This is a genomic window from Sphingomonas sp. PP-CE-1G-424, from assembly GCF_004341085.1.
Taxonomy (GTDB): domain Bacteria; phylum Pseudomonadota; class Alphaproteobacteria; order Sphingomonadales; family Sphingomonadaceae; genus Sphingomonas.
This window is the reverse complement of the sequence record NZ_SLXW01000012.1, coordinates 20,989-39,552: the sequence shown is the minus strand read 5'-3', so window position 1 is coordinate 39,552 and position 18,564 is coordinate 20,989. Positions and strand designations below refer to the sequence as shown.

At 66.1% G+C, this 18,564-nt stretch carries 21 protein-coding genes; 7 read left to right on the top strand and 14 right to left on the bottom strand.

Annotated features, from left to right (window positions below):
• Nucleotides 1-67: 67 nt before the first annotated feature.
• The 7 genes from C8J43_RS20335 to C8J43_RS20310 form a co-directional block, all read right to left on the bottom strand.
• Nucleotides 68-934 carry a GGDEF domain-containing protein gene (locus C8J43_RS20335; protein ID WP_133032440.1) on the bottom strand — a complete coding sequence of 289 codons (867 nt, stop codon included), beginning with the start codon at nt 932-934 and terminating at the stop codon, nt 68-70.
• Between the two features lie 204 nt (nt 935-1,138).
• Complete coding sequence (locus C8J43_RS20330) at nt 1,139-2,503, bottom strand: anti-phage deoxyguanosine triphosphatase (protein WP_133032439.1); 1,365 nt, start codon at nt 2,501-2,503, stop codon at nt 1,139-1,141.
• Nucleotides 2,500-3,222, bottom strand: coding sequence for a nitroreductase family protein (locus C8J43_RS20325; RefSeq protein ID WP_133032438.1), 723 nt, complete (start codon nt 3,220-3,222; stop codon nt 2,500-2,502). Before C8J43_RS20325 ends, C8J43_RS20330 begins: the two co-directional genes overlap by 4 nt.
• On the bottom strand, nt 3,206-3,811 hold the full coding sequence (locus C8J43_RS20320; protein ID WP_207893468.1) for a 7-cyano-7-deazaguanine synthase: 606 nt from the start codon (nt 3,809-3,811) through the stop codon (nt 3,206-3,208). Before C8J43_RS20320 ends, C8J43_RS20325 begins: the two co-directional genes overlap by 17 nt.
• Nucleotides 3,796-4,986, bottom strand: coding sequence for a PfkB family carbohydrate kinase (locus tag C8J43_RS20315; RefSeq protein WP_133032437.1), 1,191 nt, complete (start codon nt 4,984-4,986; stop codon nt 3,796-3,798). Before C8J43_RS20315 ends, C8J43_RS20320 begins: the two co-directional genes overlap by 16 nt.
• Complete coding sequence (locus tag C8J43_RS22070) at nt 4,983-5,123, bottom strand: hypothetical protein (RefSeq protein WP_165899717.1); 141 nt, start codon at nt 5,121-5,123, stop codon at nt 4,983-4,985. The genes C8J43_RS20315 and C8J43_RS22070 overlap by 4 nt, the downstream gene beginning before the upstream one ends.
• 212 nt (nt 5,124-5,335) lie before the next feature.
• Nucleotides 5,336-6,139 carry a hypothetical protein gene (locus tag C8J43_RS20310; protein WP_133032436.1) on the bottom strand — a complete coding sequence of 268 codons (804 nt, stop codon included), beginning with the start codon at nt 6,137-6,139 and terminating at the stop codon, nt 5,336-5,338.
• On the opposite strand from C8J43_RS20310, the gene C8J43_RS20305 reads away from it, so the two are divergent.
• The 3 genes from C8J43_RS20305 to C8J43_RS22065 all read left to right on the top strand — a co-directional run bounded on the left by C8J43_RS20305 (nt 6,138) and on the right by C8J43_RS22065 (nt 7,540).
• Complete coding sequence (locus tag C8J43_RS20305; RefSeq protein ID WP_133032435.1) at nt 6,138-6,524, top strand: helix-turn-helix transcriptional regulator; 387 nt, start codon at nt 6,138-6,140, stop codon at nt 6,522-6,524. The genes C8J43_RS20310 and C8J43_RS20305 overlap by 2 nt on opposite strands.
• Before the next feature lie 480 nt (nt 6,525-7,004).
• The gene (locus C8J43_RS22225) at nt 7,005-7,268 is read left to right on the top strand and encodes a hypothetical protein (RefSeq protein WP_207893467.1); all 264 of its coding nucleotides are present in this window, start codon (nt 7,005-7,007) and stop codon (nt 7,266-7,268) included.
• Between the two features lie 119 nt (nt 7,269-7,387).
• Nucleotides 7,388-7,540 (top strand): hypothetical protein, encoded by a 153-nt coding sequence (locus C8J43_RS22065; protein WP_165899714.1) that lies wholly within the window; start codon nt 7,388-7,390, stop codon nt 7,538-7,540.
• A gap of 104 nt (nt 7,541-7,644) precedes the next feature.
• Here C8J43_RS22065 and C8J43_RS20295 read toward each other — a convergent pair whose 3' ends face one another.
• The gene (locus C8J43_RS20295) at nt 7,645-7,890 is read right to left on the bottom strand and encodes a hypothetical protein (RefSeq protein WP_133032434.1); all 246 of its coding nucleotides are present in this window, start codon (nt 7,888-7,890) and stop codon (nt 7,645-7,647) included.
• Between the two features lie 65 nt (nt 7,891-7,955).
• Here C8J43_RS20295 and C8J43_RS20290 point away from each other — a divergent pair, with 65 nt between their 5' ends.
• Entirely contained in the window at nt 7,956-8,384 is a 429-nt protein-coding gene (locus C8J43_RS20290) for a hypothetical protein (RefSeq protein ID WP_133032433.1), read from the top strand.
• 93 nt (nt 8,385-8,477) lie between these two features.
• On the opposite strand, the gene C8J43_RS20285 is transcribed toward C8J43_RS20290, so the two are convergent.
• Both C8J43_RS20285 and C8J43_RS20280 read right to left on the bottom strand, forming a co-directional pair.
• Nucleotides 8,478-8,768: a DUF1488 family protein gene (locus tag C8J43_RS20285; protein ID WP_133032432.1), complete on the bottom strand. Its 291-nt coding sequence runs from the start codon at nt 8,766-8,768 to the stop codon at nt 8,478-8,480.
• A gap of 4 nt (nt 8,769-8,772) precedes the next feature.
• Nucleotides 8,773-9,063 carry a hypothetical protein gene (locus tag C8J43_RS20280; RefSeq protein ID WP_133032431.1) on the bottom strand — a complete coding sequence of 97 codons (291 nt, stop codon included), beginning with the start codon at nt 9,061-9,063 and terminating at the stop codon, nt 8,773-8,775.
• A 523-nt stretch (nt 9,064-9,586) separates the two neighbouring features.
• Here C8J43_RS20280 and C8J43_RS20275 point away from each other — a divergent pair.
• The 3 genes from C8J43_RS20275 (at nt 9,587) to C8J43_RS20265 (ending at nt 12,030) form a co-directional block, all read left to right on the top strand.
• Nucleotides 9,587-10,012 carry a hypothetical protein gene (locus tag C8J43_RS20275; RefSeq protein ID WP_133032430.1) on the top strand — a complete coding sequence of 142 codons (426 nt, stop codon included), beginning with the start codon at nt 9,587-9,589 and terminating at the stop codon, nt 10,010-10,012.
• 5 nt (nt 10,013-10,017) lie between these two features.
• Nucleotides 10,018-11,361 (top strand): DNA sulfur modification protein DndB, encoded by a 1,344-nt coding sequence (locus C8J43_RS20270; protein WP_133032429.1) that lies wholly within the window; start codon nt 10,018-10,020, stop codon nt 11,359-11,361.
• 63 nt (nt 11,362-11,424) lie between these two features.
• Nucleotides 11,425-12,030 (top strand): hypothetical protein, encoded by a 606-nt coding sequence (locus tag C8J43_RS20265; RefSeq protein WP_133032428.1) that lies wholly within the window; start codon nt 11,425-11,427, stop codon nt 12,028-12,030.
• Between the two features lie 66 nt (nt 12,031-12,096).
• Here C8J43_RS20265 and C8J43_RS20260 read toward each other — a convergent pair whose 3' ends face one another.
• From C8J43_RS20260 to C8J43_RS20245, 4 genes are read right to left on the bottom strand one after another with little or no spacing between them, the layout of a single operon-like run.
• Entirely contained in the window at nt 12,097-12,939 is an 843-nt protein-coding gene (locus tag C8J43_RS20260; protein ID WP_133032427.1) for a phosphoadenosine phosphosulfate reductase family protein, read from the bottom strand.
• Nucleotides 12,936-16,262, bottom strand: a complete 3,327-nt coding sequence (locus C8J43_RS20255) for an ATP-binding protein (RefSeq protein ID WP_133032426.1) — start codon at nt 16,260-16,262, stop codon at nt 12,936-12,938. Before C8J43_RS20255 ends, C8J43_RS20260 begins: the two co-directional genes overlap by 4 nt.
• Nucleotides 16,259-17,176, bottom strand: coding sequence for a DUF4007 family protein (locus C8J43_RS20250; protein ID WP_133032425.1), 918 nt, complete (start codon nt 17,174-17,176; stop codon nt 16,259-16,261). The genes C8J43_RS20255 and C8J43_RS20250 overlap by 4 nt, the downstream gene beginning before the upstream one ends.
• Nucleotides 17,177-17,224: 48 nt before the next feature.
• Nucleotides 17,225-18,364 carry a cysteine desulfurase family protein gene (locus tag C8J43_RS20245; RefSeq protein ID WP_133032424.1) on the bottom strand — a complete coding sequence of 380 codons (1,140 nt, stop codon included), beginning with the start codon at nt 18,362-18,364 and terminating at the stop codon, nt 17,225-17,227.
• Between the last annotated feature and the right edge of the window lie 200 nt (nt 18,365-18,564).

Below are 18,564 nucleotides of genomic sequence, written 5' to 3'. Positions count from 1 at the left end.
CGACGGCGAGAACCTCATGGAAGATGCCTTAATTCTGCATGTGCGTAATCGGTTTGATGCTCGCCGATCATTCGGCGAGTATTGCGTCGGGGCAGGCGATAACCCGGTCCCGGCCGGCCCTCTTGGCGTCGTACAACGCGACATCGGCCTTATGCATCGCTCCGGTCAGCGAGGCATAGTTGCGGACGATCGCGAGGCCGCAGGAGAAGGTCACGGGACCGTTCGGCGAGACACCGAAGCCTTCCCCGTTTAGCGTGACGCGCAGCCGGTTCACGATCTTGTTGGCCTCGTCCAGATCCGTGTCCGGCAGCAGGATGGCAAACTCCTCACCACCCCAGCGCGCAGCCAGATCGGTTCGCCGCAGGCCACGTTCCAGGCGCTCGCCGAACGCGCGGAGAACGCGGTCGCCTTCGCGGTGTCCGAAGCGGTCGTTGATGCCCTTGAAGTGATCGAGATCGATCATTCCGACCACCGAACTGCGATCGTCATTAAGCAGCGGGACGATCGCGTCCATGAACCCGCGGCGGTTGCGCAGTCCGGTCATCACGTCTCTTTCGGCAGCTTCGGCCAGCCGGTCGATCCGCGCGGCGGTCTCTGCGGCGGCATCCGAAACGCCCGCGAGCAGCGCGCCGACCAGGTCTTCGCCGCCCGTAGGCACCGGTCCGATGGGTTCGCCGCGTTGCACCGCGCGCAGCAGGCTCGTGGCGTGTGCGATCGGCGCTAGCAGCGCCGAAAGCCCTGCGATGCCGGCGGCCGTGCCTACTAGCGTGGCTCCCAGCAGAGATAGGAAGAGCTGCCAGTCCCAAGCGTTCACGACCATCTGCGTCACGCAGAACGCGATCAGTGGCAGATGCACGGCGCCGAAGCACACCGTGAACGCCCGTAGTTGAAAACTGCGGGGAAACAGGAATCGAGTGCGGGCGTAGAAACGCATCTGGCCGTCCTTAGGTAATCATGGAACGGCTATGCGGTCACGGTTGATCAACAATTGAAATCATGTCCGGTGCAAGTTGAACGGTTCAGCTAGTCGGCCGCGCCCATTACGTTCGCAGGTTATAGGCACACGGTGAACGAACCGTGCGTCCGGCAATGGTAGGTCCCCAAATGTTTGCCGTTGTGGCTTGGCGCCACTCGACGGCTAGATTCGATCGAACACCGAACCCATGCGCGGGCTGAACAGGCGCTCGTACGTCTTGAGTAGGAAGCTGTCGGTCATGCCTGAGATGTGGTCGCAGATCACCCGCCGCTTGTCGTCCGCGGCGGCGTACCTCGCGCGCGTGGAGTCCGGCAGCAGCTTCTCGGGATCGGACGCCAGCGCGTCGTACACCGCGACGACCATGTTCTGGCCCTTGAATTCGAGGTGCTGGACCGACGCGCTCTGGATGACCTTGATCATGACCGCGTCCTTGAGCGCGTCGAGGAAGACGCGCTGACGAAGCGGGAGATCGGCACGATAGCGCAGCAGCGGTGCCTCGAACGCCTCGTCCGTGGTGATCTGAACGTGGGTGATGAAGTGGTGCACCATTCGGCTGATGCAGCGCTTGCGACGACCTTCGTCCGCTAGCGCTGCTATGAAGCCACCATGGACGTCGTTTCCGAATTCGTCCGGATAGCGTTCCTTCAGCGCGTCCAGGAAACATCCGGAGACGTTCTCGGGGATCATCTCCCGTAGATCGTCGGCGTCCATCAACCCCATGGCAAGCGCATCCTCGAGGTCATGGACGCCGAAGGCGATGTCGTCGGCCAGATCCATGATGCTGCAGTCGAAGGACTTGTGTCTGGTCTTGCCGTGCTTCCCCGGAACGGCGTCCCAGCTCGTGAAGCGGTCGCGATCCTGGTCGCTCAGTGGCTGCAGAAGCCAGTCGACGACGTCCTGTTCGGAGTCGAGGTAGCATTTCGGCGGCTTGCAGCTCCCCCGGTCGATCAGCTGCACGACGCTCGTGCCCTTCATGAGCCGCGGTTCGGCTTTCCGATCGGGGTTGCGGATGGACAGGTAGGGCGCCGGATACTTCAGGACGCCGAGCATGGTCCTGCGCGTTAGGTTGGCCCCCGCGTTTTTGGAGAAGCGCTCGAGCCGGGCTAGAATTCGAAGCGTCTGCCCATTGCCTTCGAAGCCTCCGGCCTTCCTCATCACATAATTAAGGGCGTACTCGCCACCGTGTCCGAACGGCGGATGGCCCAGGTCATGGGTGGCGCCAATGGCCTGGATCATCGCGAGTTCGGGGATCCATTCGAACGCTGGATGTTCCGCGAAGTCCTTCTTCATCTGACGGGCGAGCCCCCCGGCGATCTGCGCGACCTCGATCGAGTGGGTGAGCCTGTTCCGGTAGAAGTCGCTGTCCCCGAGGTTCAGGATCTGGGTCTTGCCCTGGAGGCGACGGAAGGAGGCCGAGTGGATGACGCGCGCATAGTCGGTGGCGGGACCGTCGCGAGCGTCCTCCTTCTGCGGATCCCATTTTTCCCTTCGCGCTGCCCAGCTCGTGGAGGGCTCTTCGGTATTCATCGTCGTGTGTGCTCCAATGTCGGATCTCTAACCGTATCGTTCGCAGAAGAACGGGCTCCGATGTGAACTGCGCCCAGACCGACCACGTAGGCCGGTAACCCGAAGGCATGCGCTACCTCATCCCCGTGACGACCCAGCGGCACCGCGTTCAGGCCCAATGCTTCCGCCGTCATACACAAGGTCGCCGTGACGGCCCCGGCGTCGCGCCATAGTAGCGAACTGTGGTTGTCGTAGCAGGCTGTGAGCCTGGTCGGGTCCGCAAAGAGCTGCAAGGTGGTCCCCGCCACCGCCGCCGTCAGCTCGGTGACGCTCGCGCGGTTCAGGGCGATTGCCGCCGCGGCGTCTTGATCCAATCTCCCTATGGCGTGGGTGGCATCGTCGTAGACTCCGGCAACGTCGTCCGCGTCGAGCGGGATAGCCAGAAGGCGGATCGAATGTATGCCGCCGGCCGACGGGGTTGGCCGGCTCTCCCACTGCCCGAAGCGACCGTCGAAGCCGCGTTCGCGGAGCTGGGTCGCATGCCAGAGCAGCTTGCCGAGCAGACCCGTCGGCACGCTGCCGCCCACCCTCGATCGTCGACCTGCGAGCACATCGAAGAAGTCGACCGGCGGCGTTTCGACATGAGCCGGCAGGGGCTTCAGGTCGCGAAGTTCGATCGCGTTTGCGGGCCTGTCGCCCGGGATCCGGGGGAGGGGCTCGGCATCAGTATGGATCGCCATAGAGCTCCTCCATAACGTGCTGATGCTTGAAGCACCCGCGGCAGGCGCCGCACGCGATGGCTGACGTGTGGCAGCTGTGGGCCCAGGCGAGCAGGTCGCGTCCGATGCCGGAAGCGCGGACGAGCTCCGTACTGGTCAGTTCGAGCGCGGGAGCCGATACGCGAAGGAAACCCTCCTGCATCGCGAACAGTCGGTCCAGCATTTTATAGAACGGCGCGGTCCCATCGACGTGTGTGCCGTCAGACACGACGGAGCCAAGCAGCAGCTCGGTCACGCCGATCGAAACCGCTTTCATGCCCGCGAGCGTTGCAAGGAGCTGGTTGCGAAATGGCCACCATTCCGACACGGGCGCGTCGGGGAGGGGGGCGGTCCCTGCCATGTCGCCGGAACCTAGCGCGGAGCAGTCTGCCGTCACGACGACGTGGTCGATGCCGATGAGCGCGCAGACGTGCTTCGAGACCGCGACCTCCGCCGACGCGGCTCGCTGCCCATAGTCGACGGTGATGGCGACCTCGGGTCGCTTCCAGAACGCGAGCGCGACGGAGTCGACACCGCCCGACAGGAGCAGGGCTCTCAACGCAGCTGCCACACCGTCTGGTAGATCGCCGACACGACGTCGGTCACGACGAGGCAGCCGGACCCCACCGGCATCTTCATGTCTTCCGGCCGCATGTTCTGCGCCAAAGCGACGATGGGAATGCCCTTCGCGGTCGCGTAGCCTATCTCGAAGATGGTGCCGGCGTCCCCACCGTTGAGGACGGCGAGCACGGCGTCGCATTCGTCGAGCGCCGCCAGATCGAGCGGTGCCACCAGCTCGGCGCTGCCCGGTCCGACATTGTGGAAGGGGGAGAACACATCGACCCCGGCGGCGAGCAGTTGGTCGCGCAGCTCCTCGACCAGCCACAGTTCCGCGAGGTTGAAGAAGGGGGCGGCGATGTAGACGCGTCCGGGTGCCGACCTGACGGGGGCGGGCGCCAAAACTTGAAGATCCGCAGCCGCTGCTATCGGCAGCGACATGGTCTCGCAGTACCGCGATGTGGCGCGCGAGGCGAGATCGGCGGCCTCGGCGGGACTGCGCCCCTCGACGGCCCAGAACTGCGTGAACGACGCCGAGAACACGTCGCCCGAACCCAGCTTGAAGACACTGGCGCTCCGGTAGGCGGGCACGAGGCTCGAACCGGCCGCGGAGGCGACCAAGGCGCCACGACCGCCGCGCTTCACGACGACGACTTTCGCGTCACCGCGTGCCAGCAGGACCGCGGCTGCGGAACCGGGATCCGTTTCGCCGGTGAGGCACGTCGCTTCGCGCTGGTTCAGGATGAGGGCCAGCTCATCGGCCACGGACCCGTTCTCGCCGAACGGTCGAGGATCGAACGCGGATTGCGGATCGTAGACGGCGCGCCGGGCGCGGATGCGAGCCGTCCCTTCCAGCATTCCGAAGCGGAGGACCACGTCGTCTTCGACTTCGATCGGCGGCTGCTGGTGGATGGCGTCGGGCCGGGGGACGATGCGGGGCACCGCAAGAGAATGCGTGTAGTCGAAGGCGATCGCGAACCCGACCGGTGGCCCATCCAGTCGCAGGTCGAAGGCCGATGCGAGATTGGCCAACCCGTCACCGAGCTGGTCGCTGCGGTAGGTCACGAGGCGGACGCCTGGAACCGCGCCGCTTATCGCGGCGGCGGCCCGGCCCGCGGATCCATAGACCTCACGCCAGTTCGGCTCGATGCAGCGTTCCGAGTACACGCCGCCGACCACAGTGGTCATACGGGTTCGATCCGGAGCTGGACGGCACCGCCGGAGATGTTGAGGACGACGGCCTCGTAGCTGTGACCCTGCTCGATACAGTCTATGAGGTACAGATGGCCGAGGAAGGTCAGCGAACCCGCCACGGCACCTGACATATCCCGTACCTGAAGGATAGCGCGCCCGGTGCTCTTGTCCAAATGAACATAGAGACGGTCGTTGACCCGAAGTCCTGCCACGACGCGAGGCTGTGGACTGTTGAGCGGTGCTGTTCGCACAGTACTGCATGACGGTGTGGGCGTAGGCGTAGGACTTGGGTTTCCACCGGACATTGCTGCGTCATCCTCTATCGTGGATGACGTAAGGGACGTCACTGCATCGCGGTCAATTGGTTTGGTGTGACACGGCGCAGGAGACTGATCCGGTCCGGATCCATTCCTGGGGGAACGAACGAAGCGATCAGCGAGGACGGTAGCTGCCGCATGGTCATCCACATGACCGAATCCAGGATCGATGCACGCGAACGGATCGCGGTCGCGAAATCCAGATAGGCCGCCTCCATCAGGCCGTAATGCCGCTCGACCCGCCATCCGGCGTCGAAGAGGCGGAGCATGCGAGCAGCTCTGATGATGTGGACGTCGAGGATCGAGACGCTATCGGAACCGCGCCAGTTGCGCACGATCCAGGAGGCGGTCTTCGGCCCGACCCCCGGAAGGGTGGTCAACGCATCGCGCAGGGTCAGATCGTCGGCCTGGTCATCGATGTTGGCCAGCCCGGCAAGTGCGGCGGCGACGTACCGCCCCTTCTGCGCCGCGAAGCGGTAGCGTATCTGTCTGCCGGCGACGTTCAACGGTGCGGACAGCAACCCCGTCGCCCTCGTCGGGCATGTCAGTCGACGGGGATCTTCGCGATCCGCGGCGTTCAGTAGCTCATAGGCGGCGAGCCCGACTTCGGCCGGGATGCCGTATCCACCGAGCAGGCATGCCAGCAGTTCCTCCCGCAATGTTCTGCCGAGCTTGTAGTGGGTGGGATATTCCTCCCCCCACATCCACGCCTGCGAGGCCCAATAGGCCGGGCTGCCGATCTCGTCCGCTCCACCCCATTCGAGCCAACCGCTACCGATCCGCTGATGCGACGGCGGCAGGTCGATCGACCTCATTTCGTCGCCGACCATGGCGACGACCTTCTGGCTCGCGGATGCGGTGGACGAATGCATATATGCATTCTATCATGCATTTATGACACGCTCAACGCCTGATTCGGTGATCTCGATCGAAACCGCCCGGCGGCGTCTCGGAAGGAGCCAGAGCCAGATCGCCACTGCCTTGGGCATAACTCAGGGCCATTACAGCAAGGTGGTGAAGGGGCAGGCGCCACTCTCACCTGCCCTGGAAGGCCGGATGCATGAATGGCTCGAGGCGAATGCGCAGCCCGTTGTGCTGGATGCAGGCGCGCATCGGATGCGCGAGCTGGCGGCATCGATCCGTATGCAATGCATCGAACTCATGCATCTGGCTGACCGCGTTCTCGATGCCTCGCCAGCTGGGACGGAAGGTTGACGCCCTGACTACCTGCCTAGACGTCGGAACTTGGGACGTCCGATGACGACAGCAACAGATGACGGTGTGGATGAGGCATGGCACCTCGGGAAACGGGCCGGCATCACAGGCGTTCACCCACCGGCCCGAATGCCTATTTGCCGGCCGCGATCGACGGGGCGCCGTCCGCCCAATCCTGGCGTCCCGGAGCGAAGAAGTCGATGTCGACCGTGTCTTCGGGGCAGTGGAATTCGTGCGGTACGTTGGGTGGGATGACCATGATCGTCCCGGCCTTCATCGTGAAGCGGCGGCCGTGGGAGAAGACGTCGCAACGCCCGGAGACGATCCAGGTAATCTGTTCGTTCGAATGATGGTGGAGGGGGGGGGACGCCGCCCGCCTTCACGGTCCACTTGACGAACGTCGACTGGGCACCGCTCAGATACTGCCGCTGCACCAGCGGGGAGATCTGCTCCTTCGGCTGGGCGTCGAGGGCGTAGAGCATGGGCGAAGCGGCCGTGTGGCCGCTGATCGAGGGGATCAGCCCCTTCGTCGGCGCCGCAGTCACCTCGCGCGACCCGTTGAGGTCCGGTGCCGGGAGCGTCTGGGCGAAGGCGATTGCACCTGATGCCGCTGCGCAGCCGGCGATGATCAATGCGATCAGTCGTGACATGGTGGTCTCCGTATTTCGTCAGGGTGGGAGCGATCGCATTCTTTCCGGGTGCCCCTGCGGAGGGTCACCCGCTTCCATGTATTCGCGGTGGTGATGGCGTCAGCAGGCGTCGCGTTTGGTGGGTTTGCCCTTCCTCAAGGGCGGTCGCGACGACCTCGACCGGCATTCCCCGCCAACGTCAGCCTCAGAACGACGACGAAAACCGCGAGACCGATGATGACCGCGACCGGCGACGCCTCAAGTCCGAAGCCTCCGCCGGTCAACCAGACCGGCGCGCCGGGTGAGGGGGGGCTTGTGAACAGGCTGCCTTCGCCGGGCATCCCCGAGACGCGGGCGCCGAAGATCGCGCCGAGCGTGAAGTTCTAGCCCGCGTGCGCGCCGACCGACACCCGGTCGGTCGCCTTTTTGGATACGCGGTCGAACACGGTCGTGGGCACAAGCCGGTTCGAGGGCTCGCCGGTCGGGGTGACCTATGCACCCCACGGCAAGGAGGTGTGGATACCCGTGGTGGGTGACGACCGCATCTCCGTACGGGAAGCGAAGGGCTTCTCCGAGGTGGCGCGGATCGACGTCGGCGGTCCGCCGGGACCGATCGCCTTCTCGAACAACGTTCGCCACGCGTTCGTGTGTTCCGCATCCGGCACCGCGGTCCTGGACGTCGCGAAGCGCAGCGTCATCGCGACCGCGCCGACGGGAGACTCGCCTTGCACGAGCATCGCGGCCAGCCCCGACGGTCGACAGATCTGGCTGACGCTCCCGCGGGGCAGGGCGGGCCGTCGCGGTGTCCACCAAGCACCCGTTCGCAATCCTGCGTTCCATCGACACGGGACCGCGGACCATCGGCGTGAACTTCGTGAGCAACGACGACGGACAGTTCGCGTACGTCTCGGTGGCCAGGCTCAACGCCGTGAAGGTGTTCGATACCGGGAGCTTCGAGACCCTGGCGACCATTCCCGTCGGCAGGTCGCCCTCCGGAGTGTGGCCGTCAGGCGATGGAAGCCGGATCTATGTCGGGCTTGAGGGAGACTCCGCGATAGCCGTCATCGACCCCGGCGCGATGCGCGTTGTCGGCAACGTGGAAATGGGGCAGCCCGTCCAGGCCATCGCCTACGTGCCCTATGCGGTCCGCTCCGTGCAGAGTCGCGTTAACCTGCAGGCGGAACCCGATGCCGAGGTGAACGTGGCGGACAACGTCACCGTTGCCAAATGAGGCTTTCAGTCGACCGGTTAGGACCTGCCGACGGCTTCAGCGTCATTTGCGGATGAGAGTACGACTCCATCCCCACTCGACGCGCGCTCCCGGCTAGCCGTCGAGATCCGAGGACGTGAGCAGGATCGGCGGTTCTCCCCCGAGCCGTTTGACGAACTCGCGCAACGCGATCCGGTGAATGTCCGCTTCGAACTCGAAGAAGACTTCGAGCGCGGTCTCGGCGTCGATGCCCGGGAGATCGGGGTTCAGCAGCTCGGCGAGCGCGTCCGCGGTGATGAGGAAGGGCACCTCGCCGAAGTCCGTGGTGCCGACGAAACCCACGCTTTCCCGCTCGGAGATCCATTCGGCGTCGCCGCCTGCGAAGCGTACGCTGGGCTGCGCCATCGCGTCAGCTCGTCGCTGCGGTGGTCGGCCCCGGCAGACGTTCCGCCAGAGCGGCGATGCCGGTGCCGGAGAATGACGAGCTGGAGACGCCGTCTATCTGGACGGGCCTTTCCGTCGTGAGTGTGGCCGCATCCTTGTGTTCGGGATCGAGCCCTATCCAAGCCCGGACCGCCCCTTCGAGACTCGTGACCTCGGCGACGTCCTCGCCGCCGCGCGGCACGTCTTCCAGAGCGGCGCTCATCCGCCAGTCGATGTCGGGAGTCTTGGCGTCGTCGCCCCAGGTCGCTTCGGTCATCGGCTGCGGTCTTTCCCTACGTACGCCACTCTGTCTCACGCGGCGGAGGTTGTGATCTGTTCCGTCGATACAAATCGCGAGAGTCACGATGGTTCAATTGGGGGGCATCAAAGCACCTGTAAGTCGACATCAGCGAAACCCGGGCGCGATGGTACGAAGGCAGCGCCGTGACGGCTCGGCCAGCGTGACGTTGACGTCTTGATGCACTGGCGGGGCGCCCGCCGTCGTCATCAGTACCATGACAGCCGATCGAAAATGCGGTCGCCGGGGCGTCCGATCCTGGTCGCCGAACCTCCAGAGATCTGATTGCGCGGACAATCACAGCGGCCCCCGTCGCGAGCCTCCACGCAGCCGCCATCGCCGATCCAGTCAAAGAGCCAACAGAGCCGGATAAGCGCTGTTTTCAAAAACAACAGCGTTTTTCGCAAAAACACGATTGACGCGAATCGTCGAGTCACAGTAGCTTTGTTTTCGCAAACACAACTCATGTTTGCGTCACGCAAGTTGATAGAAGGGGAAGAAGATGGCCGTCGCCGTTGGCGTGGCAGGAGAGACGTCGTCACGCGCGTCGCGCGGCCGTCGACGGCTCGACCTGAACATTAGGATAGATCTGGACGGCACGGTCCCGTTTCGCAGGACCAGCGACCTGCGTGTGCCCTCCGGTGGGGGGGTGTATCTCCTCCACGACCTTCGGGGTGTTCTCTACGTCGGCCTCTCCGGGGACCTGCGACGGCGCTTTCTCGAGCACGAGCGGCAGCCGGCCAATCCCCTGGTGGCCGTCGCCCGGAGCAGTCCGGTCGGGCCCTTGTCGTTCAGCTGGATCGCCGTGCGCGACGCGCTGCGCCGTTCGGCGGTCGAGGCCGAGCTGATCGGTGCGCTCGATCCACCCTGCAACCGCTGCACCCCTGCATTCCCGCGGCCGACTGCCGCACTCGTCGAAAAGGACTGAATCCCATGGCAACCATCATTCCCGCCATCCGAGGCCGCCTCGGGAACACGACGTACTACGAGACGACCATGAAGGTCAGCGACTTGGTGAAGTCGGTGCGGCCTCCGAAGGAGCTCGACGGCTGGACCGGTTTCAGCATCGAGGAACGCTTGCAGCGCGAGCCTGACACCAAGCGGATCAAGAGCGATTTGGCGCCCTACATCGCCAACTCGCAGGATCGCTTCTTCGGATCGATCATCGTGCTGGTGTACAAGGGAAAGCTCGAGTTCGAGTCCATCACCAGTTTCATCAGCAAGCTGCCGGCCGCCTACCGGTCGGGTTCGGAATCGATGGGCTTCATCACCATCGATGGGGTGACGCTCGTCGTCCTCGACGGACAGCATCGCCTGCTCGCGCTTCGCGCCGTGCATCTGGGCGACGTGACGGGACCTGCCGCCTCCACCGTCGCCAACGACGACGTGTGCGTCATCTTCGTCGAGCATGAGGACCTGCTCAAGACCCGGCGCATCTTCAACGTCGTCAACCGCTACGCCAAGCAGACCGGCCGCGGCGACAACATCATCACGTCCGAGGACGACGGCTACGCCATCGTGGCGCGCAGCCTGCTTGCCGACGATCACGTCTTCGGCCGCCGCAAGGTCGGTGCCGAACTGAAGGATTTCGTCGAATGGCGGTCCAATACGCTTGGCAAGCGGAGCCTGCCGTTCACGACGATCAGCGCGGTCTACGAGAGCGTGAAGCTGATCCTCAGCCACAACGGCGTTCCCGGACTGAAGGATCAGCGGCCGTCGAACGAGGATCTCGAGATCTACGAGAACCATGCCCGCGCCTTCTACGAGTCGCTCATGGAACGCGTGCAGGCTTACGCCGCGGCCGGCCAGGACATGACCCGGATGCCCGACTTCCGGACCGACGACCAGCCCACCGCGCTCCTCTTCAAGCCGGCCGGCCAGATCGCGGTGGTGGACGCGCTGTTCCGCATCGTGAAGGAGACCGATCTGCCGCTCGAGACCGCGATCGACCGCCTCAACGACATTCCCGACTGGAGCATGGTCAATCCCGTCTGGCGGGACATCATCGTCAAGGGAAGCGGCACGATCGACGCGGGCCCGGACGCCCGGCGACGGATGTCCGCACTGCTCGCCTACCTCATCGCGGCCGATCGCATGGATGCTGGGTACAAGCTCTCGACGTGGCGCATGTTCAACGATTCCCGCCGTCGTGGCGCGATCGACGCCTGGGAGGCGGCGGGCTTCGGCGACGTCGGTGATCTCGAGGATCTGCCCGCGCCGATCGCGGGCGAGACGTTCACGACCGAGAACGCGCGGGCGATGATGAGCGCGGTCTGACCTACCGGTCGCGGCTCGAGGATCGGCCGCGGCCACGTTTTCTGGATATGAATGGAGGATTTCATGGCTATCATCGGTGAGTTGCTGTTCTGGTCGCGGGCCGACCAGGCGAGTCTTTCCGACGTGCTGAGGCATAACCTCGAGGTCGAGGTCCGGCAGAAGATAAGTCAGCTGCCGGCCGCCCGCTTCGACCGCGATGACGACGAGAAGATCGTCGCCGCCCTGGTGAAGGAGATGCAGTGCGAACCGATCGAGTTGCGACTCGAAGAGTCGGACGCGGAGGTGACCGACGTCTCCGTCACGGTGCGGGACGTGTTCGGAGATGGCGCGACGGTTCCAGGTCTTCGTGTCGTCAAGGTGGTGCCGTTCGACGGGGAGAGGGACCTCTTCGGCCTGCGGCCCAACTCGTGGAATCTGAACCCGCCCCGTGGCGAGGTACGGTCCGGCAGGCTGCTGATCGGCATGGAGGTCCGCCAGAGCCAGAGCGAGGAGGCGCTGCGCTACATCGAGGAGACGCTCGCGTCCATTCAGACGTGCATCGCGAGCCAGCGCCCCATGATCGACGAATTCAACCGTGCGCTCGTCGAAACCGTGCGGTCCGCGGTGATCAGCCGCCGGCAGACCCTTGGCACGGCGTCCGATCTCGCCGCCCGGCTCCGCGGGCGCTGAAGTCCTCCGTTCGACGTTCGACCGTACCCCGCGACCAGGGCGTCGCCGGTGCGGTCGACGTCGCCCTCACTTGTGGCAGGTCACGCAGCCACCGCTCGCCTCTTCGATGCCGTAGACGTCGTCGATGGTCTCCGGGGCTCTGCCCGACAGCGGGTTCGCGGGGCGGCGCTTCCGGAGCCGGTCGAGCCGCTTCTCGTAGTCGGCCTTGATCTGGGCGACCCGTTCGGGCTGCGTCAGCGCGATCAGGCTCTCGCCCTGGCTCCATGTGAAGGGCGAGCCGCCGTCCATGGCGGTCTTCTCGTAGTTCACCGCCTCGTCGAAGCGGTCGGGATGGCGTTCGGCCAGCCGCACCCATTCGATCTTCTGCTGGAAGAAGCAGAAGGTGCAGCCCGACCGCGACCGCCAGTCATAGTATTCGGGTTCGCCGACGTCGGCGTTGCGCAGGATGTCGATCACGCCCTTGCGGTCGATCCCGGCGTCGCGGAGCGGAAGGTGGACCAGCATGTTGGACTGGGTCGACTGGTAGCCCTCGCGCGATGGTTCGTCCGCGCGGATGGCGACGTAGGAATGCACGGTGACGCCGGCGTTCAGATCGTCCCGGAGCCAGTGCTCCAGCGGACGCAGCTTCAGCTGACGCGTGCACCACCGGGTGCGCGGCGAGGGCAGGAAGTTGCCGTACTCCGCCATCCAGAAGTCGAAGTCGCGGTCCGGGTTCAACCGGGCGATCGGCTGTCCGAGGAAGCCTTCGAGCCGGTCGAGGAACGAGTAGACTTCGGGAAGCTCCTTGCCCGTGTCCGTGAAGAAGTACTCAAGCCTTAGGTCGGGTCTGGTCTGCCGCATGTGCACGGCGAGCGCGGCGCTGTCGCGACCGCCCGATACCCCTAGAATGTGCCGTTCCCTGGTCTTCATGCCGCCTGCGCCTGTTTCTGGATCGAGCCGTCCTCGAGTGCGATGCCCGCGATCGCCCGGGCGAGTGCCGCCAACTGGACGCTCGCGAGCCGATCGCCCGAGTTGAGCGTGGCAAGGATCTGGTCCGCGAGCGACGTAGCCTGCGACTTTTCGGCCTCGGTCAGGATGAAGCTGCGGACGACCGGGAGCACGGCGGCGTCGAGACCGACGATGAGGGCCATGGCTTCGGCCGTCGGTGTGCGGTCCCTGACGATCGCGAGCGCCTCGGTCTCGCGGAAGCGTCTGCAGAGCTTGCCTAGTTCGAGCAGGGCCTGGTCCGCGTCACGGTCCGACCACGAATGCGGCGGCCGGTGCAGCAGCAGACTGGCGAGGCCCTCGATGTCGCCTTCGCCGGCCCCGAACGCTCCGGCACGCATCGCAAAGGCCTCGAAGGCGAAGTCGTTCGTCAGGTCGCGAAGGTTCTCCGCGCGCTCGGCAACTCCGCTGAACGTGTCGGCGTCGACGCCGAGGCCGCGGGCCAACGCCAGTCGGAGGCTGCCGAGCAGCTCGCCGTAAACGCTTTCCGAACTCGTGAGCGCGTCGAGCACCGCTTCGGCCGAGAGACGGCCGCCGAGGGCTTCGGGAATGCGTTCGAAGAGAACCTCCTCCGGATCGTTCGCCCGCAGGACGGCGTCGCGGACCGCGACGCATTCGGCCGGGATGGACTTGGTGCGTTGAGCGTATGCGGTCAGGTCCTCGAAGCGTCGATACAGCGTCTGGGCGACGGACAGCGCCGGCGCGTCGGGCGCGAGTTCGAATGCGTTGGCGAGACCGCCGAGATATGCGGCCTCCTGCACCGACCGGTCGATCCGGCGGAGCCGGATCGCCTCCGGCCGCTGCAGCATCTTGTCCGCGAGCACGTCGTCGAAGTCGGTCTGGAAGACGCCGTCGACATAGACGGCGACACGGTCGCGCCTGGACATGAGGTTCGCCATCGCGAGCAGCGGCATCACTCCCGCCTTCATGCCGAACGGCGCGGCGGACCAGGTGGCGTAGACCTGATCGAGCGTCACGTCCGTCGTGTCCTCGATGACCGACCATGCCGCGGTCATCGTCGAGCCGGGGCCGTCGGAAAGCGGCGCGCGGAAGTCGATCGCGCCGTCGACTTCGCGGTGCAGCCCGAACGGCCGCAGAACCGTCATGTACAGACCCATCTCGGCCGGATAGCCGGTGAAGCCGAGATCGGTCTTCTCCGGTCGGTCGACCATTGCGTGCATGAGGTTGCGCACGGCGGCCATGGCGCTCGACGACGGCCTGTTCCGCTGGAGGAGCTCGCTGTGCAGGACGGGCGCCTCGCTGAACGCCTTGTCGGCGAGCGTGCTCGCGAGCACCGGCAACGGCTGCCGCACGGCGTCGTCGTCTTCCGTCGAAAGCCGCCACGTGGCCTCGTTCAGTGCGGCATCGAGACGACGCAGCAGGTTCTCGGTCGTCGAGGCGTGGCGGGCGCCCGTCTCGCGACGCGCGATCCGGTCGCCCTCGAGCCGCAGATTGTCGCGCATCACCCGCTCCAGCGCGAGCAGCTCGGACGCCGGCGCGAGAAGATCGTGCCGCGAGGGCGCCGCGCCGACGGCCACGATGGCGCCGGCCTTGCGGAACGCGTCGGCCATGAGCTTGCAGCGGACGTCGATCTCCGGCCGATCGAAGGCCCCGTCGTTGACGACGAGGACCAGCATCCCGCTGCCGCGCCGTTCGACCTGCGACAGGCGCTTCGCCGCATCCTGAGGCTTCTCCGCTCGCGCGGCGATGTCCAGGACGATGTCGAACGTGCGCAGCGTGCCGGTGCGCAGATAGTGCCGCTTGGCGGCGACCGCCGGAAGGCCGACGCGTGCGGGGATGGCGTTGAGTTCGAACGACGAGGGTTGCGACGATACGAGGCCGATCGCCTCGTCGAGATCGAAGTCGCTTCCGGCGAATAGCGCGTAGCCGCCGAGGCGCGGCTGCGGCATCAGGATGGCCCAGGACAGCAGGTCCCTGATGGCGGCGTCGACGGCCACCCGATCGGATGATGGAACCGCGAGCGCCAGGAACTCGTCCGAGACCGCGACACCCGAACCGTTGCGGAAGAACTCGATGATGGCCGCCGCCTTGGTGAGCGAGACGTGGAGCGGACCGCCCTTGGCGCCCGCGCGTTCGATCGCCTCGAACGCGAGGCTGAAGCGGCCGCCGTCCTGACCGCCGGCGAGGGCCATCCCGAAGTTGGTCGCCAGATAGTCCCAGAGACGGTCCGGATCGTAGGTGCGCCCGCCCGCGGCGGGCGTGCCCGTCAGATGCTCCTGGAAGCCTGCCGGCTCGGACGAACTGAGGAAGCCGAAGACGCTGCGTTCGTTCTGGGCGAAGCGCTGGCGGGAAACCGGCCCGAGGAGCAGAGCGGTGATGGGATTGAGCGGCCAGGTCGCCGCGAGTGCGGAGGCGAGCGCCTTGGCATCGACGGGGCGACGTCCCCCGACCTCGGCCGCGACCGCCTTCGCCGCCGCGCCTGCCGCCGCTGGACGCTTGGCGCATCCGATCGCGCGGCTGAGGAGCGTGACCGTCTCGTCGGGTCCGGCGAGGAACGGGAGATCCTGGAACCTGCCCTGGACCTTGGCCCATTCCCGCCGGGCGTCGCGGTCCGCACGGGCCGCGTACTGCTCGAAGGATTGATGGAGGATGCCGAGGACGACAAGTCGGCCATCGCTGCGGGCGGCGGCCTCGGCCAGATCCTGGAGAAGGTGGACGTCGCCGCCGTGGAGCGCCGCGAACTCGAGCATCTTGCCGAGCTCGTCGAGGATGATCAACGTGCCGCCGGCTCTCCTGCCGCGGCCTCTCGGCGCCATGATCGCGTCGATGAGTGCCTGATCCGACACCATCGCCTCGCTCGTGCGGTCATCGCTCCAGTCGAGCGACGCCTGCGCGGCGGCGGCGATCGCCTCGCGCAGGCTGATGCGGCTGCCGGTGACGGCGAGCACGTCCCAACGTCCCCGGCGCGTCGGGAATGCCTCGTCGAAGAGGCCGGCGACCTCGTCGCCCGCGATGTCGCGCGCGACGTCCCGATTGTCGCCCTTCCCGGCGATCAGGTTGGCGAGCAGCAGCGCGGCGCACGACTTGCCGCCGCCATAGGGGCCCGTCCAGGTGAAGGCGCCTTGCCCGCTTTCGATCTGACTGCACGCCATGGCCGTCAGCGACTTGGCCACGCTCGCCTGCAGGACGTAGCCGACGAGCGGCGGCGTGCCGGCGAGATCGCGGTCTATGCGCGCCGACCGCGCGAACCGCCGCTCGATGGTGACGATGTCCGAAAGGGTCTTCATGCCGCTTCCGCCATCCGGCCGTAGGACCGGGTCAGCAGATCGAGCCAGTCGGGTTCGTGACGGCGATGGACCTGTCGAAGGCCTGCCGTGTCCGTCCACGTCCAGGAGCCGTCGGTGATGGCGTCGAGTGCCATCAGCCGCGTGACGACGCTGTCCTCGTCGAGCTTGAAGACGCGTCCCGGCGAGCCGGGCTCGTATGTGACCTGCTCGGCGGTGAGCGTCGTGGAGTCCCCCCCGGTCCTCTGCCAGAACCGATCGAGGGCGAAGGCGAACACGCCGTCCGGCAGGGTCGGCTTCGGCCCGCGCACGAACTCGAACCATCCGCCGATGCGGGCTTCGCGAACGAGGCCGAGTTCGGCGAGCAGCGGCTCGGCCGCGTCCTCCGTCAGCGCACCCGTGCGGCGGACGTAGCTGCGCAGGAACACCTCGACGTCACGCTTGATCGTCACGCGGGTCGCGCGCCATCCACGCTCCTCCACCAGCCGCAGCAGTTCGCTGCCCAGACCCTCGCTGTCGAAGTCGACGCCGGGCAGGGCGTTGAACGCGAAGTACGCCGTGGTCGTCATCTCGGGCGTGGATGCGATGTGCCAATGGGTGAGCCATATCGTGGCGGGATGCTCGACGAACGGGTCGAGCCCGTCGTCGTCGAGGATCGCGGAGGCGAGAGCGGTGGGCCAGAGCTGACCGCCGCGTTCCTCGATCAGGCCGCTCGCCATGTTCCAATGACGCATGGAGACTGCCATGTTGCGGCCGACGCCGAATCGTGCGATCGCTTCGTGTTCTTGGAATGTTCTCAACGATGCGCCGCCACGGACGGCCTCGAACGCCTTCTTCGGCCATAGCAGACGCAGCGGGAAGGTCTCGTGCCCGGCGAACTGCACCTTGGTGGCTTGGTCTTGAAGAACGTTTCTCATGCCGGAACGATAGCGGAACGCGCCCCGCTGGACAAGTCGTCCAGTGGTTTACGCGTGAAGCTCGACGCGTTTGGCCAACAGTCGGGCGGCATCGACCGCTTCGTTGTCGGTCGAGTATCGGTTGAAGTGGACGCGCATGGTCGACCGACGTTGTCGGTCGTCGAGGCCCATGGCGGCAAGAACATGTGAAGTATCGATCTGCCCGGACGTGCAGGCCGACCCAGTGGAGAGCATCACTTCGGTTGACAGGGATTGAGCTATGGACTGTGCGTCCGAGCCGATGATCGCCAGACTTGCTGCTCCGGGGATCCTTTTCGTGCCGTCACCATTCACCGCGAACCGCACGTCGCTTCGCGAGAGTTCGAGAAGGAACATCTTGAGAAGGGCATCCGCGTGCTTGCCGTCCCGATCGAGCCGCATGCCGGCCACGGCCGCCGCGGCGCCGAACCCCGCGACCAGTGCGGTCGGCTCGGTCCCTGCGCGCAGACCCCGCTCCTGATCGCCGCCCAGCACGAGCGGGGCGGGGCGGGGCGCGGTCGCCGACACGTAGAGCGCGCCCACGCCGGCGGGGCCGTACATCTTGTGCGACGACGCGCTGAGATAGTCGACGTCCATGTCGAACACGTCGATCGCCACCTTGCCGACCGCCTGCGCGGCATCGCAGTGGAAGAGCGCGCCGCGTTCATGGGCGAGGGCCGCGACGGCTGCGTCCGGCTGGCGCACCCCCGTCTCGTTGTTCGCCGCCATGACCGACACGAGAAGCGTGTCGTCGCGGATGAGGGACGCCAGCGCGTCCAGATCGACGACGCCGTTCGCATAGACCGGCGCGATGTCCACGACGAAGCCCAGGTCGCGCAACCGGAGGGCGGGCGCGAGCACCGCCTTGTGCTCGACTGCGGACACGATGACGCGGCGGCGCGCACTGCAGCCGGCGAGGGCGGCCAACGCGACGCCGGTGATGGCGATGTTGTCCGCTTCCGTCGCCCCTGACGTGAAGAACACCTCGGCGGGGGACGCGCCGATGAGTTCGGCGACGCGGGCGCGTCCCTCCTCGACGGTCACCGCGGCCCGCTCACCCGCCGCGTGGGGCGAACCCGGGTTTCCTGGCCGCGACCAGGCGTCGAGCATCGCGTCGCGCGCCTCGGGTGCGAGCGGCGTGGTGGACAGTCCGTCGAGATAGATGGGCATCTGCACGGCTCCTATTGCGACGTTGGCGGGGCGCTTGTCGAGAGTGCGACCGTGACAGGGTGCTGCGATCGGTCGTTCTCCGATGGTGTTGAGGGATGTGTACGCCCTCCGATAGCCGCGACGCCGCCCTAATGATGTCGTTGGAGTGCTGCCCACGTTCCCCGCTGTAGGTCGATGGGCGAACCCTGCGGCGTCCAGGG